This is a genomic window from Capnocytophaga genosp. AHN8471 (assembly GCF_016806945.1).
GTDB lineage: Bacteria > Bacteroidota > Bacteroidia > Flavobacteriales > Flavobacteriaceae > Capnocytophaga > Capnocytophaga periodontitidis.
Genome location: NZ_JAESPJ010000019.1, coordinates 1 through 15739, shown reverse-complemented (window position 1 = coordinate 15739; position 15739 = coordinate 1). Strand labels below are relative to the sequence as shown.

Annotated in this window: 14 protein-coding genes and 1 pseudogene; all 15 read right to left on the bottom strand. The window is 35.3% G+C overall.

The features are described from left to right. Positions 1-4: 4 nt before the first annotated feature. Positions 5-1024 (bottom strand): UDP-3-O-(3-hydroxymyristoyl)glucosamine N-acyltransferase, encoded by a 1020-nt coding sequence (gene lpxD / locus JMN12_RS08260; protein ID WP_198466583.1) that lies wholly within the window; start codon positions 1022-1024, stop codon positions 5-7. 160 nt (positions 1025-1184) lie between these two features. Continuing rightward, a complete protein-coding gene (locus tag JMN12_RS08255) occupies positions 1185-2402 on the bottom strand; it encodes an HD domain-containing protein (RefSeq protein ID WP_203138556.1) in 1218 nt (405 codons plus the stop codon). Further along, positions 2386-4476 (bottom strand): LTA synthase family protein, encoded by a 2091-nt coding sequence (locus tag JMN12_RS08250; RefSeq protein ID WP_203138555.1) that lies wholly within the window; start codon positions 4474-4476, stop codon positions 2386-2388. Before JMN12_RS08250 ends, JMN12_RS08255 begins: the two co-directional genes overlap by 17 nt. Before the next feature lie 110 nt (positions 4477-4586). Then, positions 4587-5711, bottom strand: coding sequence for a DNA polymerase III subunit beta (gene dnaN, locus JMN12_RS08245; RefSeq protein ID WP_088594632.1), 1125 nt, complete (start codon positions 5709-5711; stop codon positions 4587-4589). Positions 5712-5829: 118 nt separating this feature from the next. After that, positions 5830-6906 carry a type IX secretion system outer membrane channel protein PorV gene (gene porV, locus JMN12_RS08240; protein WP_203138553.1) on the bottom strand — a complete coding sequence of 359 codons (1077 nt, stop codon included), beginning with the start codon at positions 6904-6906 and terminating at the stop codon, positions 5830-5832. A 20-nt stretch (positions 6907-6926) separates the two neighbouring features. Next, positions 6927-7118: a hypothetical protein gene (locus JMN12_RS15255; RefSeq protein WP_238423856.1), complete on the bottom strand. Its 192-nt coding sequence runs from the start codon at positions 7116-7118 to the stop codon at positions 6927-6929. Between the two features lie 283 nt (positions 7119-7401). Continuing rightward, positions 7402-8727 carry an RHS repeat domain-containing protein gene (locus JMN12_RS08230; RefSeq protein WP_238423855.1) on the bottom strand — a complete coding sequence of 442 codons (1326 nt, stop codon included), beginning with the start codon at positions 8725-8727 and terminating at the stop codon, positions 7402-7404. Positions 8728-8827: 100 nt separating this feature from the next. Beyond that, on the bottom strand, positions 8828-9373 hold the full coding sequence (locus tag JMN12_RS08225) for a hypothetical protein (protein WP_203138551.1): 546 nt from the start codon (positions 9371-9373) through the stop codon (positions 8828-8830). Between the two features lie 27 nt (positions 9374-9400). Then, entirely contained in the window at positions 9401-9955 is a 555-nt protein-coding gene (locus JMN12_RS08220) for a hypothetical protein (RefSeq protein WP_203138549.1), read from the bottom strand. Further along, positions 9940-11439: an RHS repeat domain-containing protein gene (locus JMN12_RS08215; protein WP_238423854.1), complete on the bottom strand. Its 1500-nt coding sequence runs from the start codon at positions 11437-11439 to the stop codon at positions 9940-9942. The genes JMN12_RS08220 and JMN12_RS08215 overlap by 16 nt, the downstream gene beginning before the upstream one ends. 228 nt (positions 11440-11667) lie before the next feature. After that, positions 11668-12216: a hypothetical protein gene (locus tag JMN12_RS08210; protein WP_203138548.1), complete on the bottom strand. Its 549-nt coding sequence runs from the start codon at positions 12214-12216 to the stop codon at positions 11668-11670. 5 nt (positions 12217-12221) lie between these two features. Beyond that, positions 12222-13991, bottom strand: a complete 1770-nt coding sequence (locus tag JMN12_RS08205; protein ID WP_203138547.1) for an RHS repeat domain-containing protein — start codon at positions 13989-13991, stop codon at positions 12222-12224. Positions 13992-14075: 84 nt separating this feature from the next. Further along, positions 14076-14444, bottom strand: coding sequence for an Imm40 family immunity protein (gene imm40 / locus JMN12_RS08200; RefSeq protein ID WP_203138546.1), 369 nt, complete (start codon positions 14442-14444; stop codon positions 14076-14078). Between the two features lie 48 nt (positions 14445-14492). Next, on the bottom strand, positions 14493-15179 hold the full coding sequence (locus JMN12_RS08195) for a hypothetical protein (protein ID WP_203138544.1): 687 nt from the start codon (positions 15177-15179) through the stop codon (positions 14493-14495). A gap of 4 nt (positions 15180-15183) precedes the next feature. Beyond that, positions 15184-15739: pseudogene (locus JMN12_RS08190) on the bottom strand (hypothetical protein); the annotation flags it as partial.

Below are 15739 nucleotides of genomic sequence, written 5' to 3'. Positions count from 1 at the left end.
GTATTTATTTTAATTTTTTTTCTAATTCTTCTAAGCGTTTAAGCAAGTTAGGTAATTTCCTAAAAATTACATAAGCTTTGTTGTATTCGGCGTGCCCTAAGGCGGGAGAACCTTGTATAGCTTCATCATCTTTAAGGTTGCGACCTACCCCTGTTTGGGCTTGTATTTTCACGCGATTGCCTATTACTAAGTGACCTACGATTCCCACTTGACCACCTATCATACAATTTTCGCCTACTTTAGTTGAGCCAGCGATACCTGTTTGGGCGGCAATGACTGTATTTTTACCTATTTCTACATTATGAGCAATGTGTATTTGGTTGTCCAACTTTACTCCCTTACGAATGATAGTAGAGCCTAAAGTTGCACGATCTATAGCTGTTTCTGCACCTATATCGACAGAGTCTTCAATCACGACATTGCCTATTTGTGGGACTCTACTGAATTCTCCTTTTTCATTAGGTTGGAACCCGAATCCATCGGCACCTAACACTACTCCACTGTGGAGCATACAATCTTTACCTATGACAGTTTCGGAATATATTTTACAGCCTGCAAAAATAGTAGTCCCCTCACCTACTGATGAGTTATCACCTATATAAGTATTGGGATAGATTTTTACATTATCGTTTATCACTACATTTTCGCCAATATATACAAAAGCTCCTATATATACGTTTTGTCCTATTTTAGCAGATGGAGCGATAAACGAAGGTTGCTCTATACCTACTTTATTCATTTTCACTTGATTGTAGAACTCTAAGAGTTTAGTAAAAGCAGCATAAGCATCGTCTACTCTCACTAAGGTTGCTGATATTTTATCTTCAGCCTCAAAGTCCTTATTTACAATCACTATGGATGCCTGAGTGGTATAGATAAAATGTTTATATTTAGGGTTTGCCAAAAAAGATATACTCCCTTCACTTCCCTCTTCAATTTTTGAAAGTTTATAGACTTCAATTTGGGGATTTCCTTCTACTTCGCCGCCGAGTACATTGGCTATTTGTAATGCTGTAAATTTCATTTAATTAGTTTATAATCAAAACGATATAGGAGTATATTTATATGTTTTCACCTTGTAAAAAGGTTATTTTTCGCAACAAAAGTATAAAAATTATTTTATATAGCACTCATTTTACTATTTTTTTTCTCTATTGAGTAATTTTACCTTCTCTTTTTTCGCCTTATTTTGGATAGCAAATGTAGTATCGTTCGGTTACTTGAGAGAGGGGTTCTAAGTTGATAGCTTCAGAGGTTTTACTGAGATCTACTACTCTACCGTTTTTAGTGAGTATTTTTATAATTTCATTTTCGGGGTTATAAGCTCTGTTAGTCATCACTCCTGTAAAGACAAAGTACTTCATATCTTTTTCATCTACTCCTTTGGCAAGTGATAGTTTTTGGAGTCTTTTTATCTTTTGCTCTTCAAAATCGTTTAAGCGGACTTTTATTTTCAGTAAATCGCGGTTAAGCAACATTTTGCTGAGTTTAGAGAGCACTACATCGGGGTGGAACTGCCATTCTTTCATTGCTGAAATAATATCTGTATCGTCTAAACGGGCGAACATCTCAAGTACTTCGTGTGAAAAATTATCTTTGGATATTTTGTTTTTCACGAAGAAAGCTAAAGCGGTGGACATAGTGAGTTTTTGACCTTGTTGTACTAATTCCTTAGCACGATTGAGCAATCTAATTAATATTTGTTCGGCGGCTACGCTGGTTTTGTGCAAATACACTTGCCAATACATCAATCGTCGGGCTATCAGGAATTTTTCGACAGAGTACAAGCCTTTTTCTTCGACTACTAATTCGTCGTTGCGCACGTTAAGCATTGAGATAAGGCGTTCAGAATTGATATTCCCTTCGGCAACTCCTGTATAAAAACTATCGCGTTTGAGGTAATCGGCTCTGTCCATATCTAACTGCCCCGAGATGAGTTGATGCATAAACTTACGAGGGTAAGTACCTTGAAATATTGCTATAGCGGTATCTAATTTGCCATTGAATACATTGTTAAGCTCTTGCATAAAGCGCAACGAGATTTCCTCGTGAGAAATACCTTCGACAATGCTGTGTTCCATTGCGTGAGAAAAAGGTCCGTGCCCTATGTCGTGCAACAATATGGCAATATAGAGTCCTTCAGCTTCTTTTTCAGAGATTTGTATTCCCTTGAAACGGAGCATCTCTACTGTTTTCTGCATTAAGAACACACACCCCAATACGTGCTCAAAACGAGTGTGTTTAGCCCCAGGGAACACCAAATACGAAAGTCCCATTTGGTTAATGCGTCTGAGTCGCTGGAAATAGGGGTGCTCAATAATGTCGAACACCAGAGTGCTGGGGATATGGATAAACCCATAAATAGGGTCGTTGATAATTTTTAGCTTATTTCTTGACCGCATTGAACTGTTTGTTTTTTAACCACTCGGCAGTAGCTTGATAAGTACCAATACAAGCATCGGCTTGTTCTTTGTTCACATTATTTTCTTTTATTTGCTCATAAAACAAGGGATACTCTTGTGAGGGTTGTTCAGTTTCTTTGTGCAAACTGTATTGAGTGGTTTTTCTCAAAGGTGATATAATAGTGAGTTTATCGGGGGTTAAGTAACCTAAATCTTGATAAGTAGCAATATAAGCACGCGGTTGATAGCCTTCTTTTAGTACATCTTGCCCTATAAATTTAGATGTATAACTAAAGTTAAGCAAGCCCATTACTGTAGGCATTACGTCTATTTGTGATATCATTGTATCTACTTTTTTAGGAGCGATAAAATCGGCAACAATAAAACAAGGGATGCGATAGCCATCTAAAGGCAGTTCGGTGCTACCTGCACTCGATGCACAATGGTCGGCTACAATCACGAAAAGAGTATTTTTGTACCATTCTTGTTGTTTTGCCATCTCAAAGAATCGCTTGAGCGCATAATCGGTATATTTTACTCCACCTGCACGTCGTTTTTCAGTAGGAGGGATATCAATTTTACCTTCAGGATAAGTAAAAGGGCGGTGATTGCTCACGGTCATCCAGTGATTGAAGAATGGTTTGCCAGCTTTAGCTTGTTCATTCATCACCTTTATAGCTTTGTTTGCCATATCTTCATCGCAAACGCCCCAAATATTAGAGAAAGTAACTTCTTCGGGTGCAAAGCTCTTGCTATCTACAATATCGTAGCCATTACCAGTGAAGAAATCCTTCATATTATCAAAATAACTATCGCCTCCATAGAGATATTTCACATCATAACCTTTACTTTTGAACACGCTACCTGTGGTAAACTTATTTTTATTATCCTTACGCTTCACCACGCTTTCCCCTGGAGTAGGTGGTATGCAAAGGGTTAGGGCTTCCAATCCTCTCACAGTACGGTTACCTGTAGCATACAAATTAGTAAAAAACAAGCTGTTATTAGCTAAGCTATCCAAGAAAGGCGTACGATTATCAGTATTACCATACATTGTAAGGTATTCTGCTGAAAGACTCTCTACTGAAATAAGGAGCACATTGTGGTGTACTTCGGTAGTATCGCCTACAATTTTTCGTTCGAGGGCAGGCGCATTGAGTTGTTTAAGCACAATACTTTCAGCTTCTTTTTCTGGCAAGGTAGGATAAAACTGAAAGAAGTCTAACTCACTATGAGTAAAAGCGTAATAAAACTTGTAAACACCATTGCTTTGTATTTCTTGAGCAAAAGTATTTTCGGCACTAATGGTATCAAGTCGTGGCAAACTCCACATTCCTACAAGAGCAAGCAATAAATAGACTATGAACAATGCAGTTTTTTCCAACAGTGTAGGGATAGTTTTTAAAACGCTCTTAGTTTTTATAAATAAATAAATGGTAATAGCCAAAACTACGACAAACACTCCTGAAAACAAAGGTACTATAGGGTAGCTCTCCATTATATTACCTATCACTTCATTGGTATAAATAAGGTAATCTACTGCAATAAAGTTATAACGAATCCCGAACTCATTCCAAAAGAAATATTCGCTTACTGCATTCATCACTATGGCAAATACATAGATAGCCAACGTAATAAAATACAATGCATTGCGCAGTTGGGCTCTGTACTTAGGTAAAAAGAGCAAAAGAGCAAAACACAACGTTTTAAAGCCGAAGAAAGCTAATGCGATTTCGGGAATCACACCTCCATATTGTGCAAATATATTGTTAGGATAAAACTGTATATAGAGTAGTATGAGGATAAATGCTCCTAAAATAATGCCTCCGTAAGGTTTTTTGTACTTTACATTAGCAATAAATAGGAAATAAAGCATTAAAATACTACTTGCCAATACTATCACAAAAGCGTCGGATAGTAAGCCTATGAAAAGCATCTTAAACACACTCCACACCGAAAATGTGGTAGCAGTGATAGGGTGCAGCATAAAGACAATGCGTATCACAAACGATACGATAAGGTATAAGGTAGCTATATATGTAAAAGGCTTTATTCTTTCTAAAATAGACTTCATAGATAGTTATTTTTGAATGATAAACATTGTTGATTTCTCTCTTAAAAAAAGAAACGCCTTAAAAAGACTCATAAGGCGTTTCATCTTTAAAATGAAAAAAAAATTTTAATTTACTGGTTATTATTGAGCATAATTGGCATTGCCAACATCAGCACTTTTTCTCCTTCATCAAGACCATCGATAGGTGTGATAAGTCCGGCACGATTTGGCAAGGACATTTCTATCAAGATTTCGTCGGAGTCTAAGTTGTTGATCATTTCTTTTAGGAACTTAGAGTTGAATCCTATTTCTAAATCGTCACCTTGATAATTACAAGTGAAGCGTTCTTCACCTTTATTGCTATAATCTACATCTTCAGCTGAGATTACCAAGTTAGAACCTGCTACTTTTAATCGTACCTGATGTGTAGTTTTATTAGAGAACAACGACAGACGATTGATAGAGCTATAGAATTGTGAACGATTTAGGATGAGTTTGTTAGGATTTTCTTTAGGAATTACCGCATCGTAGTTAGGATATTTACCATCAATAAGGCGGCAGATGAATTCCATATCGTCAAAAGAGAATTTAGCATTGCTCTCGTTGTACTCTATTGTTACTTCGGTTTCACTACCTGCTAAAATACCTTTGAGGATGTTCAATGGTTTTTTAGGCATAATGAAATCGGCGGCATCGTTAGCTTTGATATCTAATCGTTCGTATTTCACTAATTTATGAGCATCAGTACCGACGAAAGTGAGTCCGTTTTCGCTAAATTGGAAGAGAATACCACTCATTGTTGGGCGGAGGTCGTCGTTCCCAGCGGCGAAGATTGTTTTTTGTACAGCAGTAGCTAACACATCGCCTAACAAAGTTACTTTACTTGCTTCGGGCAAAGCTACAGGACGAGGAAACTCCTCACCATCTAAATAAGCTAAAGTATAATTACCTGTAGTAGAACTAATTTCTATTACATTATTTTCTTTTACCAAGAAAGTAAGCGGTTGTTCTGAAAAGGTTTTAAGAATATCTATCAACAATTTAGCTGATACGGCAATACTACCTTGAGAATCTGATTCGACTTCCAAAGTACCTCTTACAGTGGTTTCTAAATCGGAAGCCGAGATAGTTAAAGAATTGGTAGATAGTTCAAACAAAAAGTTATCGAGTATAGGCATAGTGTTGTTGTTATTAATCACACCGCCAAACACTTGTAACTTCTTCAATAGGTAAGAACTCGATACTATAAACTTCATATTTTTATGTATTTTTAAATAACAAATCTTACTCCATTATGGAGTAATAATGGCAAAAGTAGTAATAATATTTATCACTGCCAAATATTTTGGAATATTTTTTTGTTTTGAATTTTTCTCAAAACAGATATTGTAATGAAGTTTTGAGTGTTGAACTGAGAGGATTATGTGTTTTAGCTGTAGAGAAGAGGTAAGAAAAATCAAGTTGGAGTGATTTGTATTTAACCCCTATGCCCACTGTGAAATACTGTAAGTCGCCTTTGTTAGGGTGCTGATAATGATAACCCATACGTACAAAAAACTGCTGATTATAAGCGTATTGTACACCTATTGATTTACTAATTTCGTGCCACTCTTCTGAAAAACCATTAGGGGCATCGCTAAACGATTTGAAAATGCCTTGTAGAAAATCTTCATTACCTTCAGGCACTGAGGGAACTAACAATTTATTAGCTTCTACTAATAACGAAATAGAATGTAATTCACTAAATAACAGATTGTAAGAAGCTCCTATTTTTAAATTGGTTGGGATAAAATACTCTTTGCCTAAATCCTCATACTTTACTTTAGCTCCTATATTTGAGAGCTGAAAGCTCCACGTATAATATCCCCAAACATTACCTATAGGGTGTTCACGAGAAGTGTAGTAGCCAGAAATATCAAAAGCAATACTCCGTGCTGTAGTATTCCCTTCTGACGGTAAGCGCAGAGCTGATTGCAAATAGCGAGTTGCTACTCCCATAGCAAATTGTTCGCTGAGTTTGAGATTATAGGACAGGTCTGCTGCAAATTCCGACGGACGTACATTGCCTGCTAAATAAGCATTACTGCTTATATTTTGAGTAAGAGCTACTTCACCTATAGTAAAATAAGTAAAACTTCCTCCCCACGCACTTCGGCGTAAGCGCTTGTAGTAAGTAATATTGCCTAAGAATACATCTTTAGCTAACTTGTTTAAATAGGGTGCATAACCTACTCCCACTCCTGAAGTGGCTTCAGCAAATACATATTTAGCAGCATTCCATTGCTGAGAAAACACATCTGGAGATGAACATACCCCTATATCTCCCATTCCTGAAGCAGTAGCATCTGTACTGAGCAACAAAAACGGAAAAGCCGTAGTAATAGGTTTTTCTTCCTGAGCAAACATAGGGAAGATTGTTATAAAAATGAGTAGGTTGTATAGGTATTTCATAAATGCTAAAGTTTTATAACTTACATAGGTGAGGTAGTAGCTTTATTCATCTCTAATATTTTTATCATTACTTCTACTTTAAAAAATAAGAATAGCATACTTATCAAAAAAAATAAAACAGTAAGTATTATAGAAGCTATTTTACTACCAAAAAACTTAGGTTTTTCCTTTTCTACAATTCTTATTCCTTTACCACTTCTGTAATATTTCAAATAAAAAAAAGAAGAAGAATTACTAATATAATTACTTTTTGAATTGTACTTAAATAACAATTAAAAAAATATGTTAATGGTATATCAATCAGTCCATTGATTATAAAAGCAGATGTAACTCCTAATGCCCAAATAGTTCTTGAATGAGGCTGATTATCAGATATAACCTTCACATAAAAAAGATAAATATAATAATAAAGCACGTCCATCATTTGCCGTAATTTTCATAAAAATAATTCCAAAAATATTCATTGGATTCAGAAGGTTTTCCATACCTCTTCTCTCAATGGTTATACCAGTAGCGATATGTAGATTCTTGATACCATTCCATACCAGTCGTAAACCTACCAAGTTCCCAGCCTATTCCCCAAGCAAGACCAGGTATTCCTCCAAGTGTTGAAAAAGCATTAGTTCCTTGTTCAAGAATTGATTGAGTATTGCTTATCTCGCCATTTCGTCTTTCTATTTCTATAACTGCAGCATTCCAAAATCCTAAGACATTACCTGCCCAAGCAATTCTATTTGCTGTTGCTTTAGCAAATTTATTTTTACCTCCTGTAATTCCATTTCCTCCCCAATTTTGTTTATATATCTTAAAGTTTTTACCCATCCAAGTACCATATGTTTCACTATAATATAATTCATTACCAATAGTTGTCAGTGCTCCTGCATAAATTTCCCACCCAGGAGCTTTTCCTTCCTGAGGTACAAACTGATTTTGATAAGGTGCAGATTGATTTTGATAAGATGCAAATTGATTTTTTGGATTCTGCATTAGAGTTTCTACTGCATTGGAAACATACGTATTAAATTCTGCATTTGTAGTTATAACCACTCTCTGTGTAGCATTATTCCCTTGAAACCATTCTTTTACAGAATTATATTGTTTTGAAAACCATTGTCCTACACTTCTTCCTTGTTTTTCAAACCATTGTCCTGTACTTTTTGCATTACGTCCTATCCAATCTTTTATGGTGTCCCAACTAGCTGTTGCAGAAGAAATAATAGTACCTAATCCTATAACGGCTAAAGTAGTTAATGTAAAAAATTCTTCACCCGTAGGATCTGTGTATAACAACGGATTGTTAAGTACATATCCATATCTATTAAAGTTTTGGGTGTTAAAAGGGTCTTGTACATAGTTATCGGGTTGTAAGAAACGGTGTAGCGCTGGGTCGTACAAGCGTCCGTTCATATGTATTAAGCCTACGGTTTGCAGGTGTTCGTGTCCTGTAAAACCACGGTCAAGTAGTAAGTTTTCTAACTTATTGCCGTTGCCGTCAGTGATGCTCAATACCTTGCCCCAAGCATCAAAATGGCGGGCTTCTACGAGCTTGCCGTTAAGGTCGGTGATGGCTATAATGCTCCCTAATTGGTCTCTATGTAAAAAGAGCAGTTTTCCCTCTTCACCATTGCTATTATATACCGCAGGAGCACTATACGGGTCACCGCCAAGGTAAAACACAAAGTTAATGCTGCCTTTAGCTTTATCCTCTTTGATTTCTACGCTGCCATCAGCACTGTAATGTTTATGAATAGGACGTTTCTCTTTTTCGGCTTCCGCATTGCCATAGAAGCTATGGGCACGACTGCCAAAGGCGTTGTACAAATAGGTGATACGCTCTTTGTCTTTTATGTAAATCTGCTCAGGACTTATTTTTCAATATTTCAATGTACTTTAATCACGATGTAAAGGTACAAAATATTTTTCAATCTTGCCTATATACATTAGTAAAATATATGTTTTTAAATCCTGCCTTTTTTAACTTATCTGCAGTTTCTAAACCAACTACAGTGAGATAGCTCTTATTGGAAAAAGAAGCAAATCTGTACTCACTCCTACAAATAAAATCATCTGTATCCATATAAAAATCTTGTTTACAATATCTGGGTGTTATTACAGTTTCATCATAACTTCCACAGCAATCTCTATAATTCAGAAACAAAGACTCTTTATAATCTAATTCATAGATATTATGAACTATAAAATAATAAAACAATGGAGATTTAGGAAGTTGGATAAACTCTAATCCTTCATAATGATTTTCCTCACAAAAATCTTTAAATTTTTGTGATACAATGATATAGTGATCATAAGTACCTAAAAAATTTCCTTTTTTATTCTTTACTTTATAATCTAAATTTGCAACATCAGCTATCCTATTTTTACAAATAGGACATATATCTGTTCTTTCCTGAACTTTAGGGTATACAAAACCCTTTTCATCTGTTCCTACAATTATTTTTGCCACCATAATATTAAATTTAAATTGTTATTCTTGCTATAAATCATTAGTTGGTCTATATACATTAGTAAAATATATGTTTTTAAATCCTGCCTTTTTTAACTTATCTGCAGTTTCTAAACCAACTACAGTGAGATAACTCTTATTGGAAAAAGAAGCAAATCTGTACTCGCTTCTACAAATAAAGTCATCTGTATCCATATAGAAATCTTGTTTACAATATCTGGGTGTTATTACAGTTTCATCATAACTTCCACAGCAATCTCTATAATTCAGAAACAAAGACTCTTTATAATCTAATTCATAGATATTATGAACTATAAAATAATAAAACAATGGAGATTTAGGAAGTTGGATAAACTCTAAACCTTCATAATGATTTTCCTCACAAAAATCTTTAAATTTTTGTGATACAAAAGTATAGTGATCATACGATACTAAAAAATTTCCTTTTTTATTTTTCACTTTATAATCTAAATTTGCAACATCAGCTATCCTATTTTTACAAATAGGGCATATATCTGTTCTTTCCTGAACTTTAGGATATACAAAACCCTTTTCATCTGTTCCTACAATTATTTTTGCCACCATAATATTAAATTTAAATTGTTATTCTTATAAAAATCCCATCGAGCATCCCAATACTTTATCCAATTTTTATCATAGAATTGCTTCATTGCATCAAATCTCTGTGTTCTGTTAAAATTGGTTCGTATTTGTAAGCCAGAATTTCTTGGTTGAGGTCGCATATGTTGTCCTAAAGCATTCTTTTTCTCTACCAAAAAATTGTTGAGGTCTTTGTGCAATTCCTGATGTCGAGAAATACTCATTGGGGTTAATTCCTGATCAGGAGCTCCTCCCATAAAAATAGGATCTGAATGATGTAGTTGTATCTTTTCTCCTGTCCAAGGGCTCAATTTATTTTCCTTTGCATATCTATACCCACCTATAGCACCAGTAGTAAATCCTATGCCAGCACCCATAAGACCGCCTCTAACACCATCTGAAAAAGCTCTATCAAAATCTTTATATTGTATATAGGAAACTGCTGTTCCAATTGCAAAACCTGATACAGCGCCTCCTACACTATTAACAGCAGCTTGTCTTAGCACAGGACTACTAATAGAAGAAAATATACCTCCTAAATTTTTTGTTGCCCATCCTCCAATCTTTGCCCCTGCCCACGAAGTAGCGGCACCTATAGCTGTAGCAGTTACACCATCATCAAAATTAAGACTACTCCAGCCACCCTGTGAGACTTGTGTAGTTATATAGTTTCCTAATCCTGAAATAGCTCCCACTGCGAATGGCCCTACATAAAGAGAAGCCCAACCTGAAACCGCTCCTACTCCAAAATATCCCAATGCACTACCCCAAGAGGTTACATTTCCTTGTATAGCATTTACTGCCAAGTTAATAACACCTCCTACAACAGCAGCTATCAAATCATCTATGCCAAACCATTCTCCTGTAATGTCATTATACACCAACGGATTATTCAAGCAATAGCCATATCTATTAAAGTTTTGGGTATTAAATGGGTCTTGGATATAGTTATCAGGTTGTAAGAAACGGTGTAGCGCTGGGTCGTAGAGACGTCCATTACAATGGATTAAGCCTACACTTGCTAAATGCTCGTGCCCTGTATAACCGCGGTCAAGTAGTAAGTTTTCTAACTTATTGCCATTGCCGTCAGTGATGCTTAACACTTTGCCCCAGGCATCAAAATGCCTTGCTTCTACGAGCTTGCCGTTAAGGTCGGTGATGGCTACAATACTACCAAGCTGATCACGATGTAGGAATAATAATTTACCTTCTTCACCATTGCTATTGTATACCGCTGGAGCACTATACGGGTCGCCACCGAGGTAAAATAGAAAGTCAATACTTCCTTTTGTTTTATCCTCTTTGATTTCTACACTGCCATCGGCACTGTAATGCTTATGAATAGGGCGTTTCTCTTTTTCGGCTTCCGCATTGCCATAGAAGCTATGGGCTCGACTGCCAAAGGCATTGTATAAGTAGGTGATACGCTCTTTGTCCTTTACGTATATTTGCTCAGGACTTATTTTCAATATTTCAATGTACTTTAATCACGATGCAAAATTAGTACCATCTATTAATCCTATCTAAAAAGTAATTGTAATTATACATTTTTAAAAAGAAACTTATAGGTTTTGCTTCATTTTTCATACTATAATACTCCACAGCAAAGTCATTTGTTTTGTAATATAATCGTACCTTATCTTCAAAAAGCTGATAAGCTATGTGCAAATCATTTTTAACCTCCTCATAATTATGTTCTATACCTTATCTCTCTCATTTCCATATGGTTCAATAAAATATTTCGGGGAGGCGTTATACTCTTGAATAGCATTTAATACATCCTTACAGTGCATTTCTTTGAGTAATGCATCTATTGGAAAAGTTTGCATTGGCACAAAATAGTTCTTCCCAAAGTAATGTACTTTATCTATATATTTTTCCTTGTAAAAAGGTATTTTTGCATGGGTAAGATAGCTGTATACGTTCCTAATAAATACCCATAATTCTCCTCTTGTAGTCCTATCTAAAATAGTTTTATCGGCTAATGCACTTAGGTATTTATCTAATACAAAATACAGTAAAAGCATATCAGTGGTAGAGACGCATTGCTTTAAAAAGAAACCTTTTTTAGCCTTCTGTGAGTTAAGTACTTTGGTTTCTAAGAGGTGTAAGGCGTAAGAATAGTACTTTTCATTCTCTTTAAAAATTGCATAGTATTCCTCTATCTCATTTTCTGAGAACCTATCTATAGAAAGAAACATTTGTCTATAAAGCAATGCTAAAAATAAAGTTTCTTGTTTAGTCATTTTGATTAAAACTTTATGTTATAATAGTATTGAGGTCTGTATTCTGGAGATATTTTTAATCCTTCTAGTCCTGTTCTTACTCTAAAATGGAACTGTTTATAAGGAATAGGAGTTGGAGTAAGGGATTTTACTGGTAAAGCCAATTCAATAAAAGCCCCTTTGCCTGAGTTACCAAAATCTATTCCTAAGTCTAATTTAGGAGCACCATCAAAATCTACTCCAATAAAATTATAATCAGATTCTCTTGAAGGATTTAACTTTAGTTGGTTCTTTATTAAATCCATATTTTCTGGACTTGTATGATGTCTTACTATCGTTTCTCCTTCTTTTGGTATAAGCCTACCATTCCAAGGGTTTAAACCTTCTTTTTTTGCATACCTATACCCTCCTGCAAATCCTGAAACAGATCCCACTCCTGCTCCAAAAATAGCTCCTGACCCAGCACTATTCCAAGCTGCATCAAGATTTCCTGTTGTAATATAACCAGCTGTAAATCCACCTATAGCTCCTCCAGCAGCTCCTCCAATAGCTCCAGCTATAAATCCTTTAACAACAGGGATTGTTATATTAACGCCTTGAAGAAGTACATTAGTCCCTTTCCCAGCAGCAAATCCAGCTGCTCCTCCGATGGCTCCTGATAAAGCTCCAATCCCCATACCTTGTAAAACCTTACCATTCCCACCTGGCAATACTGCAAACCCACCACCTGATATAGCACCCCCAACAGCTCCTCCCACCATTGAAGAGACAAGTGTAGTTCCTCCTGCAATGGTTCCTCCAACAGCAGAGCCAACACCTGCCGATACACCCCCTATAACAGCCCCACCTGCCATTCCTATCCAAGTGTTAGCATTGCTATAGTTCCATTTAAACGGATTATATGTACCATTAGCTTGCGCACCTCCTATATAAGCACCTATTACCGCAGCAACTAAAAATATCCATTCCCCATCCTGATCTACATATACCAACGGATTATTCAAACAATACCCATACCTATTAAAGTTTTGTGTATTAAACGGGTCTTGGATATAATTGTCAGGCATCAAAAACCTGTGTAGAGCAGGGTCGTACAGACGCCCATTCATATGGATTAAGCCTACGCTTGTGAGGTGTTCGTGTCCTGTATAACCGCGGTCAAGTAATAAGTTTTCTAACTTGTTGCCGTTGCCGTCAGTGATGCTTAGCACCTTGCCCCACGCATCAAAATGTCTTGCTTCTACGAGTTTGCCATTAAGGTCGGTGATAGCCACAATACTGCCCAATTGGTCGCGGTGTAGGAATAATAATTTGCCTTCTTCGCTATTATTAGAAGTATATACCGCAGGAGCACTATACGTATCACCGCCTAAGTAAAACACAAACTTGGTGCTGTTATCGGTTTTGTTACATACTATCTCTACACTACCATCGTGGCTGTAGTGTTTTAGCATTGGGCGTTTCTCTTTCTCAGCTTCCGCATTGCCATAAAAGCTATGAGCACGATTGCCAAAAGCATTGTATAAGTAGGTGATACGCTCTTTGTCCTTTATGTATATTTGCTCCGGAGCTTTGAAAGCGTTGTATCTTATAACGGGTAAAGGGTATTTTTCTAAATAAGTCTCGCCTGATTCGTTGGTAGTGAGCTTTTGTTGTTGGTAGCCATTACGCGTGTATTCATAGGTACCTATGACACTATTCTCAGTGATCCTTCCGCGTTCATCATATTGGTGGGTGGCATTACCCCAGCGGGGATCGTAATCGTATGAGCTACAAGCTCTATTTATAGTAGGCACGAGCTACAAGCTCGCGCCAGCTGGGAGAATAGAGCACTTCGTCTATTATCTTTATTTGATTTACAATTTCTTTTGAATGTCTCATTATAAAGTTATATCCTTAAAAAAGAAATATTTATTTGTATTACTGTCTTTTATATCAAATGAAATACAAAAATAAACATTATTTAGTTTATAATTAGATATATATTTAATGGCTTTTTCTATACTTCTTAATACATAATCTACCTCGCTTTCTCCTTTTTTTCTATTATAACTCCAATTGTCATAATTATATTCAAAATAACCATTATTATTAATATTGACTACATCTCCTCCCAAAACAGCAATTCTACTCTTTAGACACTCTTCTAAAATCTCTAAGGCATCATTCTTTGAAAAAGATTTTTGTATTGTTCCATATACAGGAGTTCCTCTTTTTAGTAGTGCTATTAATTTATCAGTTAAATTCATAAGAAACTATTGTTATCACATTACCTAACTTTTATGAATATTTTACAGCTATAAAACAATCTCTGAATAAGGTAATTTTAAAATCTTTTTACTTTGTTTGTTGGTTTCAATTTGTCTTAGAAAAGTATCCCTATTATCTATCACTTCTTGCAAAGAGACTAACCAACTATTTATAGAAGCATTAGATTCTTCAAAAGATTTATTATCCCATTTTACATTATAAATATCTCTAAATACTTGTTGAGCTCTTTCTTTATTCACATACAAGGCTATCTTCATTTTAATTTCTTGATATTTTGCATAACTGAAAGAGTTAGTAAGTCCCCCATTAAAAGGGGCTTTTCTAATATAACTTTCTAAAAGAGCATTTATTTTATCAATTTGTATGTCTACTTCTAAAGAAATTGGAAGTTGTTTATCGATACAACTTACCACTTCTTTAAAATACTCATTGTGTTTTAAATAAGGTATATCACACTGAAACCCTTTCTTATTATAAAACTCTTGTAATAATATTTCTTCAGAGAGGTTTGTGCCTAAATCTTTATCAAACAGAGTATAGATAACAAAATGAGGTCTATATTGCTCCATAAAAGGAACCTTTATCAATTCTATACCAACAATAAGAGTCCCTAGAACTTTATAAAATTTATTTTGAGTATAGCTCCCTAACTGAGGGAAAGCACTTTGCCATTCTTTGTTAATTTCTTGTTTCAGTTCTCTGTCTATTTTCATACTATTATGGTTTGATTTTAAAAATTTTATAACCTTTATAATTTCTTTGATATTTTTCAAATTGTCCTTTTCTCCAGTCAGCACCTCCAAATTTAAAATCATATATATTCATAGTTTTATGATTTACTACATCTAAAAAACCTCTATTACCAAGTCCTAGAATCTTGTTATTATTAAAATATTCTCCAAATCTTAGTCCTCTATCTCCATAAATATTTTGATATCTTTTTAAAAGAGTACTAGCTGCTTGATGTTTTAGAGTCCCTGTTACCCCATCATTTTTTGTAAAAGGGACAAAATCATCCGCAAAAATAGCTGATCTTTGTATCAATTTTTCTTCATAGATTATCCCATTCCAAGGATTAACACCTTTTTCTCTTGCATACTGAAATCCTTGAACAACCCCTAAAGCCGAACCTAATGCCAAACCATAGCCAGCTCCTTTAACACCATCTTTAAAAGCTTGATCAAAATCTTTAGTATATGCAAAAGAAATTCCTGCTGAAAGAAGAAAACCAGAAGCTGCATTACTAGTGCCACTTATCAATACATTTTTAAGA